This is a genomic window from Phytobacter diazotrophicus (assembly GCF_052061655.1).
Taxonomy (GTDB): domain Bacteria; phylum Pseudomonadota; class Gammaproteobacteria; order Enterobacterales; family Enterobacteriaceae; genus Phytobacter; species Phytobacter diazotrophicus.
In genome coordinates, this window is sequence record NZ_CM125428.1 from 294,209 (window position 1) to 317,849 (window position 23,641).

26 protein-coding genes are annotated in these 23,641 nt (G+C 51.0%); 17 read left to right on the top strand and 9 right to left on the bottom strand.

From position 1 onward, the window contains the following. Positions 1–153: 153 nt before the first annotated feature. Complete coding sequence (locus tag ACS0RQ_RS01345; protein ID WP_271849328.1) at positions 154–1,347, top strand: BaiN/RdsA family NAD(P)/FAD-dependent oxidoreductase; 1,194 nt, start codon at positions 154–156, stop codon at positions 1,345–1,347. 49 nt (positions 1,348–1,396) lie between these two features. Here the strand turns inward: ACS0RQ_RS01345 and ACS0RQ_RS01350 are convergent, their stop codons facing one another. The 3 genes from ACS0RQ_RS01350 to ycgZ all read right to left on the bottom strand — a co-directional run bounded on the left by ACS0RQ_RS01350 (position 1,397) and on the right by ycgZ (position 2,404). Continuing rightward, on the bottom strand, positions 1,397–1,663 hold the full coding sequence (locus ACS0RQ_RS01350) for a biofilm development regulator YmgB/AriR family protein (RefSeq protein ID WP_041851440.1): 267 nt from the start codon (positions 1,661–1,663) through the stop codon (positions 1,397–1,399). A 55-nt stretch (positions 1,664–1,718) separates the two neighbouring features. Next, entirely contained in the window at positions 1,719–2,030 is a 312-nt protein-coding gene (locus ACS0RQ_RS01355) for a hypothetical protein (protein ID WP_334633457.1), read from the bottom strand. A gap of 131 nt (positions 2,031–2,161) precedes the next feature. Further along, entirely contained in the window at positions 2,162–2,404 is a 243-nt protein-coding gene (ycgZ, locus tag ACS0RQ_RS01360) for a regulatory protein YcgZ (RefSeq protein ID WP_041851289.1), read from the bottom strand. A gap of 345 nt (positions 2,405–2,749) precedes the next feature. On the opposite strand from ycgZ, the gene ACS0RQ_RS01365 reads away from it, so the two are divergent. The 7 genes from ACS0RQ_RS01365 to ACS0RQ_RS01395 all read left to right on the top strand — a co-directional run bounded on the left by ACS0RQ_RS01365 (position 2,750) and on the right by ACS0RQ_RS01395 (position 7,254). Then, positions 2,750–3,970: a diguanylate phosphodiesterase gene (locus ACS0RQ_RS01365; protein WP_271849326.1), complete on the top strand. Its 1,221-nt coding sequence runs from the start codon at positions 2,750–2,752 to the stop codon at positions 3,968–3,970. A 244-nt stretch (positions 3,971–4,214) separates the two neighbouring features. Continuing rightward, positions 4,215–4,946, top strand: a complete 732-nt coding sequence (locus ACS0RQ_RS01370; RefSeq protein WP_271849325.1) for a MerR family transcriptional regulator — start codon at positions 4,215–4,217, stop codon at positions 4,944–4,946. A 301-nt stretch (positions 4,947–5,247) separates the two neighbouring features. Further along, positions 5,248–5,472 (top strand): hypothetical protein, encoded by a 225-nt coding sequence (locus ACS0RQ_RS01375; protein ID WP_271849324.1) that lies wholly within the window; start codon positions 5,248–5,250, stop codon positions 5,470–5,472. Positions 5,473–5,816: 344 nt separating this feature from the next. Then, positions 5,817–6,032, top strand: a complete 216-nt coding sequence (locus ACS0RQ_RS01380) for a hypothetical protein (protein ID WP_041851293.1) — start codon at positions 5,817–5,819, stop codon at positions 6,030–6,032. Positions 6,033–6,097: 65 nt separating this feature from the next. Beyond that, the gene (locus ACS0RQ_RS01385) at positions 6,098–6,349 is read left to right on the top strand and encodes a hypothetical protein (protein WP_271849323.1); all 252 of its coding nucleotides are present in this window, start codon (positions 6,098–6,100) and stop codon (positions 6,347–6,349) included. A 302-nt stretch (positions 6,350–6,651) separates the two neighbouring features. After that, entirely contained in the window at positions 6,652–6,891 is a 240-nt protein-coding gene (locus tag ACS0RQ_RS01390; RefSeq protein WP_071194997.1) for a hypothetical protein, read from the top strand. A 54-nt stretch (positions 6,892–6,945) separates the two neighbouring features. Continuing rightward, positions 6,946–7,254 (top strand): hypothetical protein, encoded by a 309-nt coding sequence (locus ACS0RQ_RS01395; RefSeq protein WP_271849322.1) that lies wholly within the window; start codon positions 6,946–6,948, stop codon positions 7,252–7,254. Between the two features lie 121 nt (positions 7,255–7,375). On the opposite strand, the gene ACS0RQ_RS01400 is transcribed toward ACS0RQ_RS01395, so the two are convergent. Beyond that, on the bottom strand, positions 7,376–7,711 hold the full coding sequence (locus tag ACS0RQ_RS01400; RefSeq protein ID WP_271849321.1) for a biofilm development regulator YmgB/AriR family protein: 336 nt from the start codon (positions 7,709–7,711) through the stop codon (positions 7,376–7,378). 112 nt (positions 7,712–7,823) lie between these two features. On the opposite strand from ACS0RQ_RS01400, the gene ACS0RQ_RS01405 reads away from it, so the two are divergent. From ACS0RQ_RS01405 to ACS0RQ_RS01415, 3 genes are all read left to right on the top strand, one after another. Beyond that, complete coding sequence (locus ACS0RQ_RS01405; RefSeq protein ID WP_271849320.1) at positions 7,824–8,075, top strand: ParD-like family protein; 252 nt, start codon at positions 7,824–7,826, stop codon at positions 8,073–8,075. Then, positions 8,072–8,857, top strand: a complete 786-nt coding sequence (map, locus tag ACS0RQ_RS01410) for a type I methionyl aminopeptidase (RefSeq protein WP_271849319.1) — start codon at positions 8,072–8,074, stop codon at positions 8,855–8,857. The genes ACS0RQ_RS01405 and map overlap by 4 nt, the downstream gene beginning before the upstream one ends. A gap of 290 nt (positions 8,858–9,147) precedes the next feature. Beyond that, the gene (locus ACS0RQ_RS01415) at positions 9,148–10,290 is read left to right on the top strand and encodes an iron-containing alcohol dehydrogenase (protein ID WP_075203625.1); all 1,143 of its coding nucleotides are present in this window, start codon (positions 9,148–9,150) and stop codon (positions 10,288–10,290) included. A gap of 57 nt (positions 10,291–10,347) precedes the next feature. Here ACS0RQ_RS01415 and ACS0RQ_RS01420 read toward each other — a convergent pair whose 3' ends face one another. Further along, positions 10,348–10,443: a hypothetical protein gene (locus ACS0RQ_RS01420; RefSeq protein ID WP_499079257.1), complete on the bottom strand. Its 96-nt coding sequence runs from the start codon at positions 10,441–10,443 to the stop codon at positions 10,348–10,350. A gap of 152 nt (positions 10,444–10,595) precedes the next feature. Here ACS0RQ_RS01420 and ACS0RQ_RS01425 point away from each other — a divergent pair, with 152 nt between their 5' ends. Further along, positions 10,596–11,726, top strand: a complete 1,131-nt coding sequence (locus ACS0RQ_RS01425) for a metallophosphoesterase (protein ID WP_271849318.1) — start codon at positions 10,596–10,598, stop codon at positions 11,724–11,726. Positions 11,727–11,786: 60 nt separating this feature from the next. On the opposite strand, the gene idnK is transcribed toward ACS0RQ_RS01425, so the two are convergent. Further along, positions 11,787–12,311 carry a gluconokinase gene (gene idnK, locus ACS0RQ_RS01430; protein WP_103245162.1) on the bottom strand — a complete coding sequence of 175 codons (525 nt, stop codon included), beginning with the start codon at positions 12,309–12,311 and terminating at the stop codon, positions 11,787–11,789. Positions 12,312–12,526: 215 nt separating this feature from the next. Here idnK and idnD point away from each other — a divergent pair, with 215 nt between their 5' ends. From idnD to ACS0RQ_RS01455, 5 genes are all read left to right on the top strand, one after another. Beyond that, a complete protein-coding gene (gene idnD / locus ACS0RQ_RS01435) occupies positions 12,527–13,558 on the top strand; it encodes an L-idonate 5-dehydrogenase (RefSeq protein ID WP_271849317.1) in 1,032 nt (343 codons plus the stop codon). Positions 13,559–13,582: 24 nt separating this feature from the next. Next, positions 13,583–14,347 carry a gluconate 5-dehydrogenase gene (gene idnO, locus ACS0RQ_RS01440; protein ID WP_271849316.1) on the top strand — a complete coding sequence of 255 codons (765 nt, stop codon included), beginning with the start codon at positions 13,583–13,585 and terminating at the stop codon, positions 14,345–14,347. Positions 14,348–14,411: 64 nt separating this feature from the next. Then, positions 14,412–15,731 carry a gluconate:H+ symporter gene (locus ACS0RQ_RS01445; RefSeq protein WP_041851307.1) on the top strand — a complete coding sequence of 440 codons (1,320 nt, stop codon included), beginning with the start codon at positions 14,412–14,414 and terminating at the stop codon, positions 15,729–15,731. Positions 15,732–15,801: 70 nt separating this feature from the next. Beyond that, the gene (gene idnR / locus ACS0RQ_RS01450; RefSeq protein WP_041851308.1) at positions 15,802–16,800 is read left to right on the top strand and encodes a DNA-binding transcriptional regulator IdnR; all 999 of its coding nucleotides are present in this window, start codon (positions 15,802–15,804) and stop codon (positions 16,798–16,800) included. Between the two features lie 145 nt (positions 16,801–16,945). Then, positions 16,946–18,883, top strand: coding sequence for a methyl-accepting chemotaxis protein (locus tag ACS0RQ_RS01455; protein WP_071194986.1), 1,938 nt, complete (start codon positions 16,946–16,948; stop codon positions 18,881–18,883). A 113-nt stretch (positions 18,884–18,996) separates the two neighbouring features. Here the strand turns inward: ACS0RQ_RS01455 and ACS0RQ_RS01460 are convergent, their stop codons facing one another. The 3 genes from ACS0RQ_RS01460 to ACS0RQ_RS01470 all read right to left on the bottom strand — a co-directional run bounded on the left by ACS0RQ_RS01460 (position 18,997) and on the right by ACS0RQ_RS01470 (position 23,585). Next, positions 18,997–20,874 carry a sigma 54-interacting transcriptional regulator gene (locus tag ACS0RQ_RS01460; RefSeq protein ID WP_271849315.1) on the bottom strand — a complete coding sequence of 626 codons (1,878 nt, stop codon included), beginning with the start codon at positions 20,872–20,874 and terminating at the stop codon, positions 18,997–18,999. A 139-nt stretch (positions 20,875–21,013) separates the two neighbouring features. After that, positions 21,014–22,174: a metallo-dependent hydrolase gene (locus tag ACS0RQ_RS01465; protein WP_271849314.1), complete on the bottom strand. Its 1,161-nt coding sequence runs from the start codon at positions 22,172–22,174 to the stop codon at positions 21,014–21,016. A 16-nt stretch (positions 22,175–22,190) separates the two neighbouring features. Next, positions 22,191–23,585 (bottom strand): DASS family sodium-coupled anion symporter, encoded by a 1,395-nt coding sequence (locus tag ACS0RQ_RS01470; RefSeq protein ID WP_079496980.1) that lies wholly within the window; start codon positions 23,583–23,585, stop codon positions 22,191–22,193. Between the last annotated feature and the right edge of the window lie 56 nt (positions 23,586–23,641).

Below are 23,641 nucleotides of genomic sequence, written 5' to 3' on the forward strand. Positions count from 1 at the left end.
GACTTTTTTTGACATTCTTTCTGGTTCGCCTCCTTTGCTTTAAGCATATTCTTATATTTTTCAATATAATGGATATTGGTCTGCGTATTCGTGCTGGTGTGACCACCCTGAACTATTTACAATCCGCCGCGACATAATGAAGAGGATTTTAGTGTGGAACGGTTTGATGCCATTGTTATCGGTGCCGGTGCGGCGGGAATGTTTTGTGCAGCTCAGGCGGGGCAGGCGGGGTTACGCGTGCTATTACTGGATAATGGCAAGAAGCCTGGCCGTAAAATCCTGATGTCCGGCGGTGGTCGCTGCAACTTTACTAACCTTTATGTCGAGCCTGCGGCTTATCTCAGCCAGAACCCCCATTTCTGCAAATCTGCCCTTGCCCGTTATACCCAGTGGGACTTTATTGACCTGGTGGGCAAGTACGGGATCGCCTGGCATGAAAAGACGCTGGGCCAGCTCTTTTGTGATGACTCTGCTGAACAGATTGTCGACATGCTGGTGGCAGAGTGTGAAAAAGGCAAGGTGACGCTGCGTTTGCGTAGCGAAGTCCTGAGTGTTTCCCGTGATGACGATGGCTACACGTTGCAATTGAATGGTGACACGGTGGCGGCGAAAAAACTGGTGGTCGCTTCCGGCGGGCTTTCTATGCCAGGTCTGGGCGCATCACCGTTTGGCTATAAGCTCGCTGAACAATTTGGCCTGAACGTGCTGCCAACACGTGCCGGACTGGTGCCGTTCACGTTGCATAAACCCTTGCTGGAACAATTTCAGGTGCTTTCCGGCGTCTCGGTGCCGTCTGTGATTACCGCAGAAGACGGCACGGTATTTAAAGAGAACCTGCTTTTCACCCATCGCGGCCTTTCCGGGCCAGCGGTGCTGCAAATTTCCAGCTACTGGCAGGCGGGGGAGTTCGTCACTATCAACCTGCTGCCGGAGTGCGATCTCGACAGTCTGCTGAACGAGCAGCGCCAGGCGCACCCGAATCAAAGCCTGAAAAACACGCTGGCGATGCAACTGCCGAAACGGCTGGTGGAGTGTCTGCAACAACTGGGGCAGATCCCGGATGTCACGCTTAAGCAGTTCAATAGCCGCGAGCAGGAAACGTTGATCGACACCCTGACGAACTGGCGCGTGCAGCCTAACGGCACCGAAGGCTATCGCACGGCGGAGGTGACGCTCGGCGGTGTCGATACCAACGAACTCTCTTCACGCACGATGGAAGCCCGTAAGGTACCGTGGCTCTATTTTATTGGTGAAGTGATGGATGTTACCGGCTGGCTGGGCGGCTATAACTTTCAGTGGGCATGGGCCAGCGCCTGGGCGTGTGCGCAGGCGCTGGTTGAAGAATAAGCGGTCTTTGGATGGTCATGATCCGTTGTGCCTTCCGATCCTGCGAAGATCAGATATCGTCCATCGTATGATCGACCACGATCTCCAGGGTTTTGCGAAGAATGTCCTTTCTGACGACATCTTCTGTATTTTCCATCAGGTTAATCAGCCGCAGGATGATGGCTTTGTTGGTCACTTGACCATCGTAAGCCAGAATGCTGCGGATCACGCCCCCGAGAATAATCGCCTCTTCGGCCAATAAATCGCCAGCGTTACGAAAATAATCAGACAATGTCTTGTTGGGCAAATTCTTATAAAGCTCTGATTTTTCAATCATCACCTGGTTCATTTTCACGCCTTAGTATAGTTTTCTGTAATGGGGCCATCAGCTATCACTGCTTTTTACTGCGGCCCTGCCGTTGGCGATTGCCGAATAATGGATAGACATTATCTCCGGCGTCTCTGATGTTCTCATATTGCTCATTCCCATTCTGAACACGGGATGAGGCAAATTTATTACTGCTGATTTCCTCGATCAGACGTATAAGCACCGCCCGTCTCTGGCTATCCTGCTCGCTGCTCTCCATCTCTTGCAGCCGGGCAATGAGGGCCAGGGTGTTTATCGGGCCATTTTCTTTAAGAAGAAAAAGCAGCGCCTCTCCAATCAATTCATCTGTCAGTTGTTCATTATCACTACTATTCATAACTGCATCTCTGCTTGCCGCTCTGTTCATGAATGAAACGCGGCATGAAGTCATTTCTCGACAGGAATCAGGCTGACACCTTAACCCTCAGAAGTGACTTGATTTATCAGGATACTTTTACTGCATTTGGCTTAATCATTACCAAAAAGCAGGCTGATAAGCCCCTGATAATGGCGTTCCTCTTCTGGCGTTGACGCCTGCTCAAGACGGCTCAGTAACTTTGTACAAAGTGATTTACGGTTCAGATGCCGACCGTCCCGCAGGATGTCCACCACAATCTGCCCTAACGTTTCTTGTTGTGACGGAAGATCCGCAGCGCTGAAATAGCGAGCGATGGCATTCGCTGTGTCCGGAAGGTAGCCGTTCTGGTGCATACATCACTCCTGTATAACCCGTTGTCAATAATTGAAAGCGTTAAGCTATACAACTATAGAAAAGCTGTACATAAAAATTGTACAAATTTGACAATGATTTTAAACAATAAATGCTATATCTTTATTTTCAAGAAGATAGGAAGCATAAAATCAGCACATTTCACTATTCCAGGCTACACTTTTGGGACGCGTTTATCTGCGATGACATAAAAAACCACATGGATGTTGGGACTGTCGTCTCCACATTCACCTGTTGTATACCCGCCTTTGGTCATGATTGTTTACAAGGTTGCCTGTGTAAACGCTGTCATTGTGGCATTTACAACGCTCTCTCTCGGATTACTCATGCTCACAACTCTTATTTACCGCAGCCATATCTGCGAGAACGTCTCCTTTAGCGTGCTGGAGGAGATGGTTGCTGCTGCGAATCTCAAAAATGGTGAGGCGGATATCACCGGGATTTTGCTTTTCAACGGCACCCACTTTTTCCAGTTGCTTGAAGGCCCTGAGGAAAGTGTTTCTGCTATTTATCAGCATATTTGTAACGATAAGCGGCACTACAACCTGGTTGAGTTGTTGCGCGACTACGCCCCTCTGCGGCGATTTGGTAAGTCAGGAATGGAACTCTTTGATTTACGTGAATATGACAGAGAAGAAGTTCTGCAGCATGTGCTTGATAAAGGCACCTCCAGATACCAACTGACCTATGAAGATCGCGCACTTCAGTTCTTTCGCACGTTTGTAGAAGACCTGGAAAAAGAGAACTATTTTGAGATTCCACCGGGTGATGCCTGGGAGTTTGTGACGGATGAAAACGATTCATTCTCTCAAATCTTGCCCCCTGATCGCGAGGCTGGCTGCTATTTTGCCTTCCAGCCCATTATCGATCCCTTCGCCCGGCAAGTGGTTTCACTTGAGGCCCTGATCCGTACGCCTGAGGGCCACTCGGCACAAGCCTGGTTCGAAGGGCTTGGCCGTGATGAAATCTATGAGGCCGATCTCAAAAGTAAACAGGTGGCGTTTGCGATGGCGGCCGCACTGAATCTGGGGACTCAGACACTCTCCGTGAACCTGCTGCCAATGACGCTGGTGAATGTTCCCGGAGCGGTTAGTTTTCTTTTAGATGCCATTAAAACTAACGGTCTGGTGCCTGAACAGGTCATTGTTGAGTTCACCGAAAATGAAATTATTTCCCGCCTGGATGAGTTTACGAATGCCGTTAGGTTATTGAAAGCAGCCGGGTTTCGGGTGGCCATCGATCACTTTGGCGCCGGATTCGCAGGCCTGCTGTTGCTGGCGCAATTCCAGCCTGAGCGGATCAAAATTAATCGCGACCTGATCAAAGATGTCCATAAAAGCGGTCCCCGGCAGGCCATTATTCAGGCCATCATCAAATGCTGCGTTTCTCTGGAAATCATGGTTTCGGCCGTGGGGGTGGAGAAGGCAGAAGAGTGGATGTGGCTGGAGTCGGCGGGTATCTCTCAATTCCAGGGTTATCTTTTTGCCCCTCCTGCATCCGGGGCTATTCCTGCCATTGCGTGGCCGGAAAAAAGAGGTGGCCTTTAAATTCCATCTGCTGTGAGCAACTGGCTTTCCCTTGCCGCAACGTGTTTCCGGCGGTATGGGGAAGCCAGCCTTTTCTCTCTGTGCGTTGGCTTCGGTGAAACAAAATCCATTTTTGCACATGGCCTATTTCCGGTTATGCTTGCTCATGAGCACGTTCTGTCTTGTACAAGTTATGAAAATTGTACAATCTGTACAGAAGAGTGAATGTGAAGTGTAACGTATAGGGTTTGAATTGAGGGAAGCAATGACCTTTTACAGTATTGGCGATGTCGCTGAACGATGTGGAATAAATCCTGTCACGCTGCGTGCGTGGCAGCGTCGCTATGGATTGTTGAAACCTCAGCGTAGTGAAGGGGGTCATCGACAATTCGACGAAGAAGATATTCAACGGATTGAGGAAATTAAACGTTGGATTGAAAGCGGCGTTCCGGTCGGCAAAGTCAAAGCGCTTCTTGAAGATAAAAAAGTGGATTCCCATGATGGCTGGGAGTCGCTTCAGGAAGAGGTGATGTCTGTATTAAGGCAGGTTCGCCCTGCAAAATTACGTGCCTTGATTATGGCGATGGGACGGGAGCATACCGCCGATGTTCTTATCGATCATGTCTTTGTCCCTGTACGCCAACGGCTTTCGCTCGATCAGAGTACTGCTCGCGCCATGTGTAGTTTATTAGATGGTGTCTTAATTGATTACGCCGTCTTATGCCTTACCCGTTCTCGTAAGAAGATGGGGAAAGATGCGCTGTTTGTTGGTTGGGGCAGCGATGATCGCACCCGGATGTGGCTGGAAGCCTGGCGGTTGTCTCAGCATGACTGGAATATTGACGTCCTCGCGGAGCCGTTGGAAACCCTTCGTCCGGAGCTTTTTCCTGGCCTGCACATTTTTGTCTGGACCGGTAAAGCGTTATCGCGTCATCAGCAAGAACAGTTTACCCACTGGCGGGAGCAGGGATTTGCCATCGCGTTGCATGGGGCATAGTGTCGAAATGTAATGCACATGCTGTTCTATGTCCGGTGCTGGAAGTGAGACGCTCACTTCCGTCCACCCTCCGCTTATTCTTCTCGCATTGTTCAGCCACCGCTACGTGATAATCCTTTCACTCTGTTCCGCTCCTCGCTTTATATCCCGCAACATAATTCCCCCTGATCACAGCCTGTTCAAGCCTTTCATCCGTTCAATTATCCTGTTAAGAATCCCCTGAATATTATTTGGCGAATAACCGCCTGGCTATAATAAAAATGCAAGACATTATTTATGGCTGAAAATAAAGGAGGTGGGTTTGGTAAAAACCATTGATAAACATGAGTTAGGTTATGTCGCGATCGGTGAAGCAGTACTGCGCCATATCACCAGTAACAAGGAAATATCACGTGAGTCACTAATGATGATGTTAACGCAACACGCTGAGGAGGTGACGAATGAATACCAATTATCTCAAATCTGGCTGGGGCACTCGCTGCTCAAGAATGCCCGCCATGACCATAGCTCACTTACTGAAAATTAGTTTTCAGTAACGTACCCGTGCCGTAAAAAACGGCTTTAAAACAGCCCCGGGAAAGGCTAAGCACTCTTTTACGGGTCTTGTTCAGGCACGTTAATCGGGTTGCGAATCGCGTTTGGATTTCATTTATATCCTGACACTCTGCCTTGCTAACTGGCACAGGGAAGGGGACGCTTTGCCTTTATTTATCCGGCTCATAATGATTTTCCGGATACCCCGATTCTTTATGAAATACGGGTGGCGAGATATTTACGCATCCAATCTCATTAATTATTCATGCCTGATTGCTTGTATCTGACATATGTAAATTTTTCTTTCTAAAAGAAACAGGAGACTTTTTCGTTTATATGACTAAACCATCCGGTAACGTAAATTTGACCCGGGATGAACTGATTCGTGAAGCGATAGGCTTCGCAGCAGCATATTTAATTAAAAACAATTTACCCGTCACCACGCGCGGGTTAAGCCTGACTCTTCTGATGGAAGAGGAGAAAACAAATATTGCAGAACGTAAGGCTATTTATCAGGAAGCCAGGAAAATGGTTTTGCGTAAAATGCAGTAAATGAATGTACCAGGCTGCGCGCATTGATAATATCCGCAGCCTGACATATAAATCATGAGGAGGCGATGATGACAGTAAAAACAATCGACAAAGCCACAGAAATTCTTATTAGCGAGGCGTTGATTCAATTACTTGAGTGTGGCGCAGAAATAACGCATGACACACTAATTCACACTCTTGATGATAAACGGGGTAATGCAACTGACCGGAACCTGCGAATGAGTTATTCCCGGGCGATTGATGAGGTGCGAACGCACCAGCATTTTTCGCCCCAACCTCACAGCGGAATTTACCACAGCAGATATCAGATTCATTAAACCACCCCGAAGGTGATGACTCACCTTCGGTTTTTTTATTGTTGTTGTTTCAGTAAGTTATTTGGCTTTGATATTAATTAGATAAGTAAAATCTTAAACGCCTGACATTGTGAGACACACTGTTTTTTAACGTATCATGCTTTTAATGTCACTGTTCCGGGGCAGTTATCTTTGCTAACAGGATCGGATATCCTTTCAATTATGTGCGGCTAATGCCACAATGCCCGCCATGCTTATTGTTTAGCATTGTTAATGGTTACTGTCCGTAAGGTATTTTCCTGAATGCATAAGTAAGGTGAAATATGAATAACTCACACAGTGACGGCCCGCAGGAGACGGCGGGCGACTCGGGTAATGGGAAGCTTAGTCTGGAGCAGACATTAGGCGCTATTGTTATCCAAATGTTACGTGAAGGGCGGTATATTACTCGCCATAGTCTCTGCATTGCCGTTGCTGGATGTATTGAAAAAAATACTCGCCCCGAACTTGAAGCGCATTATGCTGATATCTTGCGAGTATTGTTGAGCCGCGAGGCTGATTAATTATCTGCGGCTACTGTCATCGCTAATTCGCATGAAATGCATTCTGGAGTCAGCATGATTAAAAATGTCAAAGAGAGTCTGGTGGAACTGGTTATGGGTGATGCCATTCTCGAGCTGCTTGAAGCGGATGCCCCTATTTCCCACGAGGCACTCATTGCTCAACTTGCCCGTAATCTCGAACAAGAACAGCGGGAATCACGGCGGGAAGCCATTCTGGCTGCTATTAAAGAGGTTCAGGAAAGTATCAAACTTGTCGACCATACGGCAGATAAGGGAACTGGCTGGAACCAGCAAACCGTAAAAAATAGCAAACTGCTAAAAATGAATAGTGTTTCGCCAGGTATTGGTGATAAAAAACATTAACTATCGAATTATTATGGCTTTTTCAGCTTCCGCTGAACCGTGACGATCGCAGATAAAAATACCTGAGCAGAAAAGCTGTTGTTTTTCACTTTTCGAAGTGAGGGTTTTGTCGTCACGCTTTTCAAAGATCGTCAGGCGTTCTACTGACAACCATTTCCAGAGCACTGCGGTACATCCTTGTTTTTTCCGGGTCTCGCTCCTCTTCGATGTGGCGAATAATCGCCAGAATCACCGCTTTGTTACTGACCGGTAAATTTAACGAAGCCAGTTTTTCTTCAACGTTTTTTATAAAAGCAAGCTCGGCGCTGAAAACCGGTAGCCGAATGGTTTGTGACGAATTCAAAAACTGTGTTGCCGGGTGAAGGGCCATGTGTGCTCTCTTCCTTTTGCTACTGTAGCGGTAAATCGGAAAAATCCCCTTGTTCACAAAATCTAGGCTGCTTTTGGCAAATTGCATAGGGAAAAGCGTGTTTTTCCGTCTTTAGCAGGCGAATTAATAAATTCCCCTTCAGGTTTAGAGTATGTATTATACGTTTCATATATGATTCGTATAAGGTGGTACATAGACCATGGGTATCGTTAAAATCTCGGACCTGATGCATGAAAACCTGCGTCTTGCCAGTAACGCACTGAGCCGTTCAATCAATTCACAGGCAGAGCACTGGCTGAAAATCGGCATGCTTTCAGAGCTGTATCCGCATTTAACGCATCAGGAACTCTCTCGCCTGCTGGTTCGGGCGGAGCTTAAGGGCGGCGTAGATATCAATAAGTTGATTGACGATGAGCCGCTGTCATTGCAAATGGAGCATGAAGCCAGATGACAAACATCAAACTGCACTCTCAGGAAGAGATTGAAATGGCCCGCGCGGCGGGCCACGCTGCGGCAAAAGTACTGGAGATGATCAAACCCCACGTTCGCGTGGGCGTGACAACCGATGAGATCGACAAGCTGTGCCATGATTTCATTCGCCACGAATTAAAGGTGATCCCGGCGAATATTGGTTACAACGGCTATACCCGCACCGTCTGCACCTCGGTCAACCATGTGGTGTGTCACGGCATTCCGTCGGAGAAACGCCTCAAAGAGGGTGACATCATCAATATTGACGTGGCGATCATCAAGGATGGTTGGTACGGCGATACCAGCCGCATGTATTTTGTGGGTGAACCCTCCGTGCGTGCCAGAAGACTGACCCATATCACCTATGAATCGATGGTTGCCGGGATTAAAGCCGTACGCCCCGGCGCGACACTGGGTGATATCGGCGCGGCTATTCAGCAGGTGGCGGAGTCTGCCGGTTTTTCAGTGGTGAAAGAGTACTGTGGCCACGGCGTGGGGCAGGAATATCACGCAGAACCGCAGATCCTGCACTATGGTCGCCCGGGGACAGGGCTGGTACTGAAAAAAGGGATGATTTTTACCATTGAGCCGATGATCAACGCCGGTAAAGCCGCGACAAGCGTGCTGTCCGACGGCTGGACGGTGGTCACCAAAGACCGTTCTCTTTCGGCGCAGTGGGAACATATGGTGGCGGTTACCGACAGCGGTTTTGATTTGTTAACACCCTGGCCGGATCCTTCACCCGAGTATCCGGGGCTTTAATTGCCACTTTTTTTCAGGCGGGGCAGACAATCGCTGAACCGCCTGTCCGCGCTTTAGCGCACTTTGCTTAACGCCCATCTTCTTCTTGCGCACGCGAAAAAAGTCGCCCTGGACGGTACGGTCTAATTCCTCCGCTTTCATCACAAATTCCTTCGGGCATTGCTGCCACAATCGCCCGGTGTCCTGCCAAAGATTTGCTTTTACTCTGCGCACATCTTATTTCCCGTTCCTTTTTCTGCCTGCGCGCAAAATAAAACCCAATCTTTTATCTTAAATTTATGGAGTCTTCTATGACACTTTCATTCTCTATTCCGCGCAGTATTATTTATGGCGAAAACGCATTAGAACATCTGGCAACCCTTAAAGGGAAAAAAGCCGCGCTGGTTACGGGCGGCAGTTCAATGAAGCGCTTTGGTTTTTTGGACAGGGCCATAAGCGAGCTGAAGAAAGCTGGCATGGAATGCACCGTCATTGATAATGTCGAACCCAACCCCTCTGTTGAAACGGTCTGGCGTGGGGCGAAAGCCATGCTGGCATTTGAACCGGACTGGATTGTGGCGCTCGGCGGCGGTTCCGCGCTGGATGCGGCAAAAGTGATGTGGTGTTTCTACGAGCATCCGCACCTGACGTTTGAAGACATTATTCCCGTCGGCTCAATGCCCGCACTGCGTAATAAAGCCCGTTTTGTCGCCATTCCGTCCACCAGTGGCAGCGCCTCTGAAATCACCGCATTCTCGGTTATCACCGATACGGCTCATCACATCAAATATCCGATTGTGGCGGCAGATCTGGTGCCGGATATCGCCATTCTGGACCCGACCATTCCGGCAAAAATGCCGCCGCATGTTACCGTGCATACCGGGATGGATGTGATGACACATGCGCTTGAGGCCTATGTCTCGACTGCCGCCAACTCCTTTACCGATCCCTATGCGGTTGAAGCCATTCGCCTGGTGTTCGAATATCTGGAAATCGCCTATTTGTCGCCAAATGACCTGAATGCGCGTATGCATATGCACAATGCCTCTGCACTGGCGGGCATTGCGTTCACCAATGCGTCTCTGGGGCTGGTGCATTCTATGGCGCATAAGATTGGCGGGGAGTTTGGTATTACGCATGGTCTGGCAAACGCCATTATGCTGCCGTATATCATTCAATATAATTCTATCTATACCAATAAATACCAGAAACTGGAGAAAGCGCTGGGTATTGGCAACCTGATTACCGCCATTAAGGACCTGAATAAGCGTCTGAATATTCCAGAGACCCTTGGGCAATGCGGCGAGGTTGAAATTAAAGAGGCCGCATTTATGCAGGTACTCGACCGGATGAGCCACAACGCGGTGGATGATCCGTGCACCCTGACTAATCCCAATCAGCCAACAGTACAAGATGTGAAAACACTCTATTCCAGCGCCTATTACGGCGCCTGATATTCACGGTGACAGGAATAAAAGCGTATGGCGACATACGCTTTTTTTTGCCCTAAGTCAGGCCCGATAAGCGAGCAGAAAAACTGTCACTGCGCGGGCGGTCACTTCTTCGATTTTCTTACTATCCGGTGCGGCCTCGACCCCGATAACCACGCTGAGGTACAGTTCGGCTTCAATCTATGTAAATACCTCAACTAGCTGCCGCAGCGCCTAAGAAAACAGCAACCGGCGCATTATAACAACGTGCTAATTTTAAAAGGGTTCATTTACGCGCGCTTTGTGATGCAAACGCAGGTAGGGAGATAATGATGTTTTTTATCTGGATGTTGTTACCGGCACTCTATATTGGTTCTCGTTTTATCTGGTGGCTTCCACTGTCTCCTGTTCTCCGCTTTGGCCTGTTCCTTGTGCTGGTGGGCATTTGTGAGTTCCGCTTTTTTAGCCGCTGGCTGTGGGGGAGTTCATTTTCACCAGAATGGCCGCGCCCGGTTGTGATGCTGGCTGGCGGATTGTTCGGCGCCGTGGTGCTGTTCGCCAGTTTCCTTCTGCTGCGCGATATGCTCGCTTTACTTGTCGGGCTGCTGACCCATAAAACCCTCCCCGGCTTGCCCATCACGCTGCCCCTGCTGGTCCTGTCTGTGGTGCTGGCAGGAATTGGTGTTTGGCAGGCTACGCGCGTGCCTGACGTTCGTACCGTCCATGTGACGATTCCCGGACTGCCGCCTGCTTTTGATGGCTACCGGCTGGTACAACTGGCTGATATTCATGCCACTCGCCTGTTGCCCCGTCAGTGGGTGCAGCAGATTGTTGCCAGAACCAACGCCCTGCAGCCGGATCTCATCGCGATTACCGGCGATATGTCAGACGGCTCCGTAGAGGATCGCCTGCCGGATGTCGAACCGCTGACACAACTGCGGGCGGCGGATGGCGTCTATGCCATCACCGGTAATCATGAATACTATTTCGACTACGCAAGCTGGGTGCCAGCCTGGCAGACGCTGAGCATTCCCTTTTTGACCAACCAGCATGTACGTATTGCGCACGGTGACGCCTCGTTTGTGCTGGCAGGCGTGCCGGATAAAGTGGCGGAAAATTACGGTTTTGATGGGCCGGACCTGAAACGTGCGCTGGAGGGCACTCGCCCCGATGACACCGTTATCCTGCTCGACCACCGGCCAGGTAGCGCCGATGATAACGCCGCAGCGGGGGTGAAGTTGCAGCTCTCCGGCCATACTCACGGTGGAATGGTATTGGGGCTTGACCAACTGGTGAAGCCCCTCAACAACGGTTATATCTCTGGTCGTTACGCGGTCGGCCCAATGACGCTGTATGTCAGTAACGGTGCCGGGCTGTGGAACGGTTTTCCGCTACGGCTTGGCCGACCTTCTGAAATTACCGAGTTGATTCTGCACTCAGCGGCATCCACGGCGCGTTGAAATGGAGGCAGTTGCGTGGTGGCGGCTTGCCGCTATCACTCTTGATAACGCTGTAGTGGGTTATCCCTTTTTTGCCCGCAGCGTAGCAACTGCCTGCACGCACTGCTCCACCACGTTATCGACCTCATGGTTGATGTCTATGCGCATGACGTCATCTTCTTGCCGTTCCGGGCGTTCCAGCGCGGCGAACTGACTTTTCAGTAATTCAACCGGCATAAAGTGTCCCTGCCGTTTCGCCATCCTCGCCAGAATGGTTTCATAATCGCCGTCCAGCCACAGAAAATGCACATTCGGACTGCCTTTGCGCAGAATATCGCGGTAGCGTTTTTTTAATGCCGAACAAACAATTAAACCGGTTTCATTCTTTTTATACAGACTATAAGACGCGTCATTTAATCGTTCCAGCCATGGCAATCTGTCTTCATCGGTTAAGGGAATACTGGCTGACATTTTATCGATATTCTTTGCCGGATGGAGATCGTCCCCATCAATAAATTTCGCACCAAGTACGGCGGCGGCTTTGGCTCCAATCAGTGTTTTTCCGCTTCCCGATACCCCCATTAAAATATAACTCTCACCGCGCATTTAATTACTCCTGTCTCATTTTGATGACGCGGATATTACCGTGCAAATAGCGATGCGTTTATGTTTTTCTGCACATGAAAAGCAGAATTATAAAGCGCGTCACGTTATGCGTAACATTGCAGTGTAACAATTTTTGAGCGTGACATCCGTCACAATTCAGGTCAGGGAAAACCGTTTAAATGCCCACCAGGCCACGTCCTGACCAGAGAGGAAACATGAAGATTAAAACTCAATCCTGCGTTGTAGCGGGAAAGCAAACTGTTGACGTTACCGACCAGGAAATTGAATGGAATAATAAGGGTACATTGGTGCAAATAACCCGAGGGGGGATTTGTGGATCCGATTTGCATTATTATCAGGAAGGCAAGGTCGGTAATTTTGCTGTTAAAGCACCGATGGTGTTAGGCCATGAAGTTATTGGCAAAATTGTTCATTCAGATTCAGAAAAATTACAAGAAGGCCAGACTGTTGCAGTAAATCCATCAAAACCCTGTGGTCATTGTAAATATTGCCTGGCGAAAGAAGAAAATCAGTGTACGGAAATGCGCTTCTTTGGCAGCGCCATGTATTTCCCGCATGTTGACGGTGGTTTTACCCGCTTTAAAGTGGTGGATACCGCGCAATGCATTCCTTTCTCCAGTAATGCCGATGCCAAAATCATGGCCTTTGCCGAACCGCTGGCGGTTGCTATTCACGCTGCTCATCAGGCCGGTGACTTACAAGGCAAACGTGTCTTTATCTCAGGCGTAGGTCCAATTGGCTGCCTGATTGTCAGCGCGGTGAAAACGCTGGGCGCGGCAGAAATCGTCTGCGCGGATATCAGCCCTCGCTCGCTGGAACTGGCGCAAAAAATGGGGGCCGACACGCTCATCGATCCGCGTAGCGCCGATCTGACACCGTGGAAAGCGGAAAAAGGTTACTTCGATGTCAGCTTCGAAGTGTCGGGGAATCCGACATCCATTACCACTTGCCTGGAAGTGACGCGCGCCAGAGGGGCGATGGTTCAGGTAGGGATGGGCGGCGCGGTAGCGGATTTCCCGATGATGATGCTCATCGCCAAAGAGATTGCCCTGAAAGGCTCCTTCCGTTTCACCACTGAATTCAATACCGCTGTCTCCTGGCTGGCGAATGGCGTGGTGGATCCCCTGCCGTTATTAAGCGGCGAATACCCCTTCACCGAGCTGGAGCAGGCGCTGAAATTCGCGGGCGATAAAACCCAGGCCGCCAAAGTTCAACTCGTTTTTTAATGCATCGTGATAAGGAATAAGACCATGAACGACCTTTTTTCACTGGCGGACAAGAATGTCCTGATTACCGGTTCCGCACAGGGTATTGGCTACTTATTAGCAACCGGCCTTGGGAAATACGGCGCACAAATCATCGTTAACGATATTAATCAGGAGCGTGCTGATGCCGCTGTTGAAAAATTGCGCGCAGCGGATATCCGCGCTGTGGCCGCACCGTTTAACGTGACCAAAAAAGCAGAAATCGATGCCGCCATTGCACGTATCGAAGAACAAACCGGGCCGATTGATGTTCTGGTCAATAATGCCGGTATCCAGCGCCGCCACCCGTTTAATGACTTCCCGGAACAAGAGTGGAATGACGTGATCGCGGTTAACCAGACGGCGGTTTTCCTGGTATCGCAAGCGGTGACCCGTCGCATGGTTGAGCGTCAGGCCGGGAAAGTGATCAACATCTGTTCCATGCAGAGTGAACTGGGCCGCGACACCATCACGCCGTATGCCGCTTCCAAAGGCGCGGTAAAAATGCTGACCCGTGGCATGTGCGTTGAGCTGGCACGACACAACATTCAGGTGAATGGTATTGCTCCGGGTTATTTCAAAACCGAGATGACCAAAGCGCTGGTCGAAGACGAAGCCTTCACCGGCTGGCTCTGCAAACGTACGCCTGCGGCGCGTTGGGGTAACCCGGAAGAGCTGATTGGCGCTGCGGTGTTCCTCTCCTCTAAAGCCTCTGATTTTGTTAACGGTCATCTTCTGTTTGTTGACGGCGGCATGCTGGTCGCTGTGTGACTCGTTAGTACTAAGATGCAGCGCTACGGCGCTGCTGGTTCGGCACATAACAAGAGACAAGATTATGCCATTACTGATTATCGCGGCAGGCGTAGCGCTGCTGCTGGTCTTAATGATTGGTTTTAAAGTTAATGGGTTTATCGCCCTGGTGCTGGTTGCCGCCGTTGTGGGATTTGCCGAAGGTATGGATGCGCAGGCCGTGCTGCACTCCATTCAGGGGGGAATTGGCGGAACGTTAGGCGGCCTGGCGATGATTCTTGGCTTTGGCGCCATGCTGGGGAAGCTGATTTCTGACACCGGTGCCGCTCAGCGTATCGCCACGACGCTGATTGCGACATTCGGCAAAGAACGGGTGCAATGGGCGCTGGTGATTACCGGTCTGGTCGTGGGGCTGGCGATGTTTTTCGAAGTGGGCTTTGTCCTGCTGTTGCCGCTGGTGTTTACCGTGGTGGCGTCGTCTGGTCTGCCGCTGCTCTATGTCGGTGTACCGATGGTGACCGCGCTGTCCGTAACCCACTGTTTTCTGCCGCCGCATCCGGGGCCGACCGCTATCGCCACCATTTTTGAGGCCAATCTGGGGACAACCCTGCTGTATGGCATGATCATTACTATTCCGACGGTTATTGTCGCCGGGCCGCTGTTTTCGAAACTGCTGACGCGTTTTGAAAAAGCGCCGCCGGAGGGGTTATTCAACCCGCATATCTTTGCCGATCATGAAATGCCGGGCTTCTGGAACAGTATTTTCGCGGCGGTAATGCCCGTGATCCTGATGGCAATTGCCGCGGTTTGTGAAATTACCCTGCCAAAAGGCAATAGCGCGCGTCTCTTCTTTGAGTTTGTCGGTAACCCCGCGGTGGCCCTGTTTATCGCCATCGTGATCGCTATTTTCACTCTCGGGTTGCGCAATGGCCGTAATCTCGAAAAAGTGATGGAAATGGTCGGCGCCTCCATCGGCGCTATCGCAATGATTGTCTTCATTATTGCGGGTGGCGGGGCGTTCAAACAGGTGCTGGTTGATAGCGGAGTAGGCAAATACATCTCACAATTGATGACGGGCACAACCCTCTCGCCGCTGCTGATGTGCTGGACCGTTGCCGCCGTGCTGCGTATCGCGCTGGGCTCTGCCACCGTGGCGGCCATCACGACCGCTGGCGTTGTGCTGCCAATAATCAATGTTACCCATGCCGATCCGGCGCTGATGGTGCTGGCTACCGGTGCGGGTAGCGTAATTGCGTCACACGTCAACGATCCTGGATTCTGGCTGTTCAAAGGCTACTTTAATCTCAGCGTTGGTGAGACACTGCGTACATGGACAGTAATGGAAACGCTAATTTCGTTTATGGGTTTACTGGGTGTGCTGACGCTTAACGCCATCCTGCATTAACTTCATTTTTCGCAATGACGGTATTCCCGGGGGAAGTGGATAAACCGCTTCCCCTGAGGAGGGAGAGACGATGAGAAATCACAGAATTTCACTTCAGGATATCGCCACGCTGGCGGGGGTCACCAAAATGACCGTCAGCCGGTATATCCGCTCGCCTAAAACCGTATCCAGGGCCACCGGCGAGCGCATCGCGATGATCATGGAAGAGATCAACTACATACCCAATCGTGCGCCCGGCATGTTGCTCAATGCGCAAAGCTATACGCTGGGTGTGCTGATCCCCTCGTTCCAGAATCAGTTGTTTGCTGACATTCTCGCGGGCATTGAGTCTGTGACATCTGACCATAATTATCAGACACTTATCGCTAACTATAATTACAACAAAGAGTCCGAAGAGGAGTCGGTGATCAATCTGCTCTCCTACAATATCGATGGCATTATTCTTTCCGAAAAGCACCATACCGTTCGTACCGTTAAGTTCCTGCGTTCCGCCAAAATCCCGATTGTTGAACTGATGGATGTGCAGGGCGCCAAAATGGATATGGAAGTGGGGTTTGATAATCGTCAGGCCGCCTTCGACATGGTGAGCACCATGCTGGCTAAACGTCAGCGGCGCAAAATTATCTATCTGGGTTCGAAAGACGATATGCGTGATGAGCAGCGCTTTTGCGGTTATTGCGATGCCATGAATCAGCATCAACTGGAGGCTTACCGTATCAACCCCCGCGCGAGCTCGTCTATCTACCTTGGGTCGCAACTTATGGCCGAAGCCTTTAAAACCCACCCGGATCTGGATGGCGTTTTTTGCACGAATGACGATATTGCGATGGGCGCGCTGTTTTACTGCCGCGAGCACGACCTTGCCGTCCCGGAGCGCATTTCCATCGCCGGTTTTCATGGCCTGGAAATGGGGAAACAGATGATCCCAAGCCTTGCAAGTGTGATCACGCCGCGCTTTGATATCGGCAGAATGGCAGCGCAGATGTTATTGAATAAGCTAAAAAATGACGCGCTCAACCACAACACTGTCGATTTGGGTTATCAAATCTATCAGGGAAAGACCCTCTGATTTCCTCAGCACGCTCAATGAACCTCCTTCCGGGTAAGAAAAATTTCATGCAAATTTCCGTGAAGTGTTAAGCAGTTTTTACCGATAAATGAAGCATGAGTTAATTGGGTTATTTGCCACAGGGCGATTGCCTGAGCGGGGAAACATGAGCACACGTAAAAAACTCACAGCCAGAACACTCATGCTGGCGTCTATTTTTGTCACCATCACCACCGGGTTCCTGGTCACCATTGGCCTGTTGCTCTGGCAATCTATGGGCCAGCAGGAAGCGGTCGCCAAAAGACATCTCCAGCAAATTGCGCTCACTGAATCATTACGTGTTCAGCAACAGCTCGACTCTGCGCTGAACGCCGCGCGCGATTTAGGCAACAGCGCCTGGGCATTACATCAGGCCGGGCTGACAGAACGGCGTGGCCTGGACCAGTTATTGGCCGATTATCTGCATCAGCACCCTGATTTTTTGTCGATGTCTCTGGCTTTTGAAGCCAATACGTTTGACGGCAAAGACGCGGAGTTTGCGGGAAAAGCGGATCAGGATCCGGCTGGCCGCTACGCCCGCTATGTTGACCGTGATAACAGTGGTAACCCGGCGCTACACAACCTGGTGGATTATGAAACACCGGGCAGCGGCGACTACTACCTTTTGCCGCGTCAGCGCCAGAAAGAGGTGATTATCGAGCCGTACATCTACCCCTATAACGGTGTGGATGTGATGCTGACCTCCATCGCGGCGCCGATTATCCGCGACGGTAAGTTTCAGGGCTCTGTGACTTCGGATTTCTCGCTGGAAACGCTGCAAAAAATGATTGGCGCCATCAAGCCGTGGGAGGGGACGGGTTACGCGCTGTTGCTCTCGGCGGATAACAAAGTGGTTTCCAGCCCTGATAAGGCGGCAACGGGTAAACCCTGGACGGGGACAATCGGCGCGGAAGCGGTGGTGCGCACCGACGATGCCCTGCTAAAAGAACCGGCGTTTGTGACCTGGCGCACCATCGACATTGGTAATAGTCAGACACCGTGGAAGCTGGCGATTGTGACGCCAGTCAGCGTCGTCATGGCCGAAGCGTGGCACTACCTGCGTAACGCCATCTTGCTGATGATCCTGAGTATTATCATTGTCAGCGTGGTGGTAGCGATGGTGTTTACCCGCAAGGTTGCGCGCCCGGTAGGCGGCGAGCCGACGGAAGCCTCAGAGATTGCGCTGTCCGTGGCGCAAGGGGATTTGAGTCATCAGATTGCGGTACGTAACGGCGATAGCAGCAGCATCTTTTATGCCCTGCACACCATGCAAGCCCAGCTCCGGCGTATTGTGGGCAGCATCAGCGATGCCAGCCATTCCGTGCGGGCGGGAAGCAGCGAAATCGCGGCAGGCAACCTCGATTTAGCTTCGCGAACCGAAGAGCAGGCGGCGGCGATTGTGCAGACGGCGGCGAGCATGGAGCAGATTTCCGTGACCGTCAAAAACAACGCGGAAAATGCGCACAAGGCAACATCACTGACGCAGAACGCGGCGCAAATTGCCGGGCAGGGTGAATCGCTGGTGGCACAAGTGGTGGATATCATCGGCAAGATTGATGAGAGCGCCGGCAAGATTGGCGATATTAACAGCATCATCGACAGCATCGCTTTTCAGACCAATATTCTGGCATTGAACGCGGCGGTTGAAGCGGCCCGCGCCGGTGAGCAGGGCAGAGGCTTCGCGGTGGTGGCCGGTGAAGTGCGCAGCCTTGCACAGCGCAGCGCCAGTGCGGCCAAAGAGATTTCAGCGCTGATTGAGGAGTCGTCCGGGCGCGTCAGTAAAGGGGTTACGCTGGTGAATGAGACGGGGGCGATGATGAAGCAAATCATTACCTCGGTTTCCAGTGTGCATCAGGTGATTGCCGAGATTGTGCAGGCGCTGGATGAGCAAACGAAAGGCGTGAGTCAGGTGAGCGAGGCGGTCAATCAGATGGATAGCGCCACCCAGCAGAATGCGTCTCTGGTGCAGCAGATCTCTGCGGCGGCCATGTCGCTGGAGGAGCAGGCGAAGAGTCTGGAGGAGACGCTGGCGTTTTTCTCGGATGCGCGGAAGAGCTATTCGTAATGAGTGGGTTATGATTTTGTCCCCGGTGGCGCTGCGCTAACCGGGGCTACACCCTGTCTCCCGGATAAGGCGCTTGCGCCGCCATCCGGAAATTGCTCCCGGTATGGAGTATGTCAAACCCCTTCCACTCCATATTCCTTCATCTTACGCCACAGCGTTGTCGGGCTTATCCCCAACATCACCGCGGCTTGTGATTTATCGCCGCCGGTACGTTTCATCACCGCACCAATCAGCTTCTGCTCCTGCTTTTTCAGCAAATCCACGTCACCGGGCTGCGGGACGATATCTTCATCATCATCAGCAGACACTGACATATGACACAGCGACTGCAGCGCATCGACATCCACAACGTGCATATCAAACAATACAATCAGCCGTAAAATCACCGCCTGTAACTCCCGGATATTGCCAGGCCACGCGTAGCTGTTGAGAAAATCCACCGCTTCATCAGTGAAACTCAGTGCTTTGTTATGTTTTGCCAGCAGGTCTTCAATAATCAGCATCACATCGCCGGTTCGCTCTCTGAGTGCAGGCAACTGTAGCGTAAGGACATTAATGCGATACCAGAGGTCCTGGCGAAACTCACCGGCTGCCACCTGTGCGCCCAACTCTTTATTACTGGCGGTAATTAAGCGGAACCTGGCGCTGATGAGGGAGTCGCCGCCAACCCGACTGAACCGCTTTTCCTGCAAAATGCGCAGTAACTTGATTTGCACCGTGAGCGGCGCTTCGCTGATTTCGTCAATAAAGACAGTGCCATTCATCGCCATCTCGAAAATACCCGGCTTGCCGCCCCTACGCGCATTGGTGAAGGCGCCATCGGCATAGCCAAACAGCTCGCTCTCTAACAAACTTTCAGGAATGGCGGCACAGTTAATGGCAATAAAGGGTTCAGCGCTTCGTGGACTGGCGTGGTGAATACTCTGCGCAAACAGCTCCTTACCGGTGCCGGTATCTCCCAGAATATTAATGGGAAGATCGTGAGCGGCGTAGATTTTGGCCCGTGCTATCGCGGCTTCCATCACCGGGGATTGCCCGATAATGTCGGCAAATGAATACGTGGTGGTAAAGCCTTTGTGGTCACTCTTTTTGCTGGTGCGGGAAGAGGACCAGCCGTTATGTTCCTGTCTGCTACCGGTAATGACGGTATAAAAGCCGTGCTTATTGGAAAAGTGCTTCACCGCAATATTGACCGTCTCGCCGTCAATCTCGATAGCATGCTCTTTGATATCTATTTCATTGATGATGCTGCCATAAATGCTTTTGAAGGCCTCTTTTTTAAAGATTTTATCCCCAATATTGCACTGGAATAACGCAAAGCCACGGGCATTGATATGGATAATTTCCCCTGACTGGTCCAGACACATAATGCCCTCGTGCGACTGATTAAGCGCAGACCAGGACATGGTTAACTTCATGTTTTCATTGTTAATGTACTTCAACAGGCTTTCAGCAACATCCAGCGCCTGTTCAATAGAAATATTATCGGTATCGCCCATGATGACATTCAAATCATACTTCTTCGCCATCTCTGCGACGGTCAGGCCGCCAATCACCAACTGGTAATCGTTATCCGCCAGGTTTTTTACGACGTTCTCGATATCATAGTGGTTGTAAACCTGACAGATTTTGAAGTCTTCGTTCGTCATATTTTGATAACGACGCAGCACATTACAGAACTGCGGAAAGCCTACGGCGGCAATCTTCTGCGATTTTTTCCGCGCCTCCTGCAGAATGCGATAAATACCGTGCAGCTCGTGGGTGATTTCGATAACCGGAATAGAAAGACTGTTGCGTAATAACGCTGCCGTACCGCCCCGGCTAATGATGATTTTGGTACCACCCGCAACAAGCTGCTGCGCTTTTTCCACCACGTCAAAATAGTGAAACTCGTAAACGGGGATGTCGATCTTTCTTTCGATAAGCACGTTGGATATGCGCTGGGTGATAGTTTTTGACACCGAGAAAATCGCAATTTCGTTATTTTTCATTGGTTATCCAGAGTGATCGATTTATGCGGGAGTCATCATATCCTCACGCTCTTCACGCCACAAAGCGCTGCCTGGCAAAACGAAAAAAGCCTGCGCATTTGCGGTGCGCAGGCAAAAGACAGACACACTGCCTTCTCTTTTAAAAACGCTGTCGGCGATAGACTATTTGCCCATTACTGATGGTGGCGCAGTTATCGATATAACGGTCACCTTCCAGTTGTGTGCCTTTGGTATCTTCAAACACGATCTTTTCTTTACGCAATTTCACGATGGCGATATCGGCAAAGGCTCCCGGCGCAAGCGTGCCGATCTGCCCTTCCATTTTCATCAGGCGTGCGGGGGTGCGGGTCACCGAGCGAACCACATCGAAGAACGACATCCCCATGTTGAGATATTTCGACATAATAAACAGCAGGCTGAATACCTTGTCCGTGCGCAGGCTATTACGTAGCGTCAGGTCGGTACTAATGATATCCGGGTTAAAGCCCTGTTCCATGGCGTTGCGGGCTACCGTGAAGTCAAAATGGGCCACGCCGTTAGAACAGTCGAAAATCACGCCGCGTGCTTTGGCTTCCTTGATGGCAGGGAACACCTCTCCGCTTTCCTTGAGGATGGCATTACCCGTGCCGTGGAAACAGTGGGCATAAATATCATCGGTCTGGAAATGGCCGATCAGCTCATCGGCGGGCAACCGGGAGTCGGTCACATGGACACAGAGGGTCGTTTTAAGCTCTCGTGCCAGCGCCACGGCGGCATAAAATGGATCGCTACTAAAATTGCGCCCGGTCGCGATATCCTGGCTGTAACGCAGTTTTAATCCAAGAATGTTGTCGCGGTTCTCATTCAGCGTCTGGCTGATTTTCTCGACGTTGTAGTTCGCCGGGTTGGTATTTTCCAGATACCCCGTCGGCCCGCCGCCCAGCGTGGAGAGCCCTACATTCACCACATTCAGGTAGCTTTTGATGCGCGTCTGCGCCGTATGAATGACACTGTTGCGAAACAGTTTATAGTTAACCCAGCCGCTACTCCCGGCGTCCACCACACTGGTCACGCCGTTGGGCAGGCATAGCACATCCGGGTTAACGCTGATGGCGGTGCCGCCGTGAAAAACGTGGGCATGGAAATCAATCAGCCCAGGAAGAACAATACAGCCTGCCGCATCGATGACGGTTTCCGCCTGGCTGTCGGCGGTATGCAAATCCACAATACGATTGCCGACAATACCGATGTTCTGGTTGATGTAACTGCCGCTATCCAGGTCAGCCACCAGACCATTTTTAATCAGAATATCCAATTTCATTTCGCGCGCTCCTTAATCAGATACCGATCATTTTCCAGTAAGGAATACCAATCAGGAAGAAGACCAGGACGTTAACCAGCACCATGATGGTGCCGAGTAGCCAGAAGGTTTTTTGCGGAACATAGCCGCTGGAGAAGGTAAACACCCCCGCACCGTTGCCGTAGTGGGTGAGCAGCGCCCCGTACCCCGCAGAGAAGGCCAGGGACAGCGCGACATACATCGGATGTGCCTGAGTGGTCATCCCAAGGGTAAAGAGCACCGGATAGAACGACACAACGAAGGCGCTGTTCGACACGAAGAAGTAACGCACCGCGAGGCTGATAAACACCAGCACACCCAGGGCACTTATTTCACTCAGTTGCGACAGGTCGAGGTAGTTTTTGATCACATCCACCAGGTAGACGTAGAAACCGCCTTTGGAGAGCGCGACCGCACACCCGTAAAACGCGCCGTACCAGACGAAGGTCTGCCAGGCCGATTTTTCGCTGACCACATCGTTCCAGCTCAATACGCCGAACAGCAACAGGCAGGCAAGGAAGGCGAGACCGACTGGAATAAACTCAATCCCGGTAAGGGAGCCGGTCATCCAGCCGATAATGCCCAGCAAAAAGAAGACGATCAGTAGCTTCTCTTCGCGCTTGACCGGGCCGAGCTCCTGCAACCCTTTGGTCGCGATTTCGTTAACATTGGTAATGGTTTTCAGCTCAGGCGCATAGAGCTTATAGAGGATCCAGGGCGCGGCTAACAGCACAATGCCTGCCGGTACGATGGCGGCTTTGAACCACACCATCCACTCGAGATTGACGTGCATTATTTCGTTTGCAAGCGAGACGGTAATGGAGTTGGTCGCCATCCCGGTCAGAAACAGGCTGGAGGTACCCATCGACACCACATACATCAGGATCGTGAGATAGGCACCAATCTTGCGGCTGCCATCATCCGGCTTTGAGCCCAGCGCTTCGGCGATATTACGGAAAATGGGGTAAGTGATGCCGCCGGAACGCGACATGTTCGAGCCGGTTGCCGGAGCGAGCACGGTGTCTGTCACCATCATCAGGTAGCCCAGCGTCAGGGTATTTTTGCCATAGCGCTGAAGCAGCAGGTAGGCGATACGTTTGCCTAACCCCGTAATCACGAAGGCCTTACAGATAATAAAAGCGCTGATGATAAACCACACCATCGGGCTACCGAATCCGGCGAACAGCGGGCCTGGTTCAATCACCAGCGAGGCGAAACCGAGGATGATGAGCATGATGACAGCATCGGTAAACGGGCGCAGGACCAGCCCGCACAGCATCGCCAGATAGATACCGACCATTTCCCAGGTCTGGGCAGAAACGCCTTCCGGGTGAGGAATAACCCAAAACAGAATGGGAAAAAAGATAATGGGTAAGAGTTTAAGATAAAGCATTTTACATTACCTGTATTTAATAGCCGCACGCCGTCATACGACGTGCAGCATTTCAT

What these genes read in the sequence shown, in the direction of transcription:
- ACS0RQ_RS01350 (WP_041851440.1), bottom strand. Translation starts at nt 1,663, where the DNA reads ATGATTGAAAAATCAGAGCTTTATAAGAATTTGCCCAACAAGACATTG.
- ACS0RQ_RS01355 (WP_334633457.1), bottom strand. Translation starts at nt 2,030, where the DNA reads ATGAATAGTAGTGATAATGAACAACTGACAGATGAATTGATTGGAGAG.
- ycgZ (WP_041851289.1), bottom strand. Translation starts at nt 2,404, where the DNA reads ATGCACCAGAACGGCTACCTTCCGGACACAGCGAATGCCATCGCTCGC.
- ACS0RQ_RS01365 (WP_271849326.1), top strand. Translation starts at nt 2,750, where the DNA reads ATGCTCACAACTCTTATTTACCGCAGCCATATCTGCGAGAACGTCTCC.
- ACS0RQ_RS01370 (WP_271849325.1), top strand. Translation starts at nt 4,215, where the DNA reads ATGACCTTTTACAGTATTGGCGATGTCGCTGAACGATGTGGAATAAAT.
- ACS0RQ_RS01380 (WP_041851293.1), top strand. Translation starts at nt 5,817, where the DNA reads ATGACTAAACCATCCGGTAACGTAAATTTGACCCGGGATGAACTGATT.
- ACS0RQ_RS01385 (WP_271849323.1), top strand. Translation starts at nt 6,098, where the DNA reads ATGATGACAGTAAAAACAATCGACAAAGCCACAGAAATTCTTATTAGC.
- ACS0RQ_RS01390 (WP_071194997.1), top strand. Translation starts at nt 6,652, where the DNA reads ATGAATAACTCACACAGTGACGGCCCGCAGGAGACGGCGGGCGACTCG.
- ACS0RQ_RS01395 (WP_271849322.1), top strand. Translation starts at nt 6,946, where the DNA reads ATGATTAAAAATGTCAAAGAGAGTCTGGTGGAACTGGTTATGGGTGAT.
- ACS0RQ_RS01400 (WP_271849321.1), bottom strand. Translation starts at nt 7,711, where the DNA reads ATGCAATTTGCCAAAAGCAGCCTAGATTTTGTGAACAAGGGGATTTTT.
- ACS0RQ_RS01405 (WP_271849320.1), top strand. Translation starts at nt 7,824, where the DNA reads ATGGGTATCGTTAAAATCTCGGACCTGATGCATGAAAACCTGCGTCTT.
- map (WP_271849319.1), top strand. Translation starts at nt 8,072, where the DNA reads ATGACAAACATCAAACTGCACTCTCAGGAAGAGATTGAAATGGCCCGC.
- ACS0RQ_RS01415 (WP_075203625.1), top strand. Translation starts at nt 9,148, where the DNA reads ATGACACTTTCATTCTCTATTCCGCGCAGTATTATTTATGGCGAAAAC.
- ACS0RQ_RS01425 (WP_271849318.1), top strand. Translation starts at nt 10,596, where the DNA reads ATGATGTTTTTTATCTGGATGTTGTTACCGGCACTCTATATTGGTTCT.
- idnK (WP_103245162.1), bottom strand. Translation starts at nt 12,311, where the DNA reads ATGCGCGGTGAGAGTTATATTTTAATGGGGGTATCGGGAAGCGGAAAA.
- idnD (WP_271849317.1), top strand. Translation starts at nt 12,527, where the DNA reads ATGAAGATTAAAACTCAATCCTGCGTTGTAGCGGGAAAGCAAACTGTT.
- idnO (WP_271849316.1), top strand. Translation starts at nt 13,583, where the DNA reads ATGAACGACCTTTTTTCACTGGCGGACAAGAATGTCCTGATTACCGGT.
- ACS0RQ_RS01445 (WP_041851307.1), top strand. Translation starts at nt 14,412, where the DNA reads ATGCCATTACTGATTATCGCGGCAGGCGTAGCGCTGCTGCTGGTCTTA.
- idnR (WP_041851308.1), top strand. Translation starts at nt 15,802, where the DNA reads ATGAGAAATCACAGAATTTCACTTCAGGATATCGCCACGCTGGCGGGG.
- ACS0RQ_RS01455 (WP_071194986.1), top strand. Translation starts at nt 16,946, where the DNA reads ATGAGCACACGTAAAAAACTCACAGCCAGAACACTCATGCTGGCGTCT.
- ACS0RQ_RS01460 (WP_271849315.1), bottom strand. Translation starts at nt 20,874, where the DNA reads ATGAAAAATAACGAAATTGCGATTTTCTCGGTGTCAAAAACTATCACC.
- ACS0RQ_RS01465 (WP_271849314.1), bottom strand. Translation starts at nt 22,174, where the DNA reads ATGAAATTGGATATTCTGATTAAAAATGGTCTGGTGGCTGACCTGGAT.
- ACS0RQ_RS01470 (WP_079496980.1), bottom strand. Translation starts at nt 23,585, where the DNA reads ATGCTTTATCTTAAACTCTTACCCATTATCTTTTTTCCCATTCTGTTT.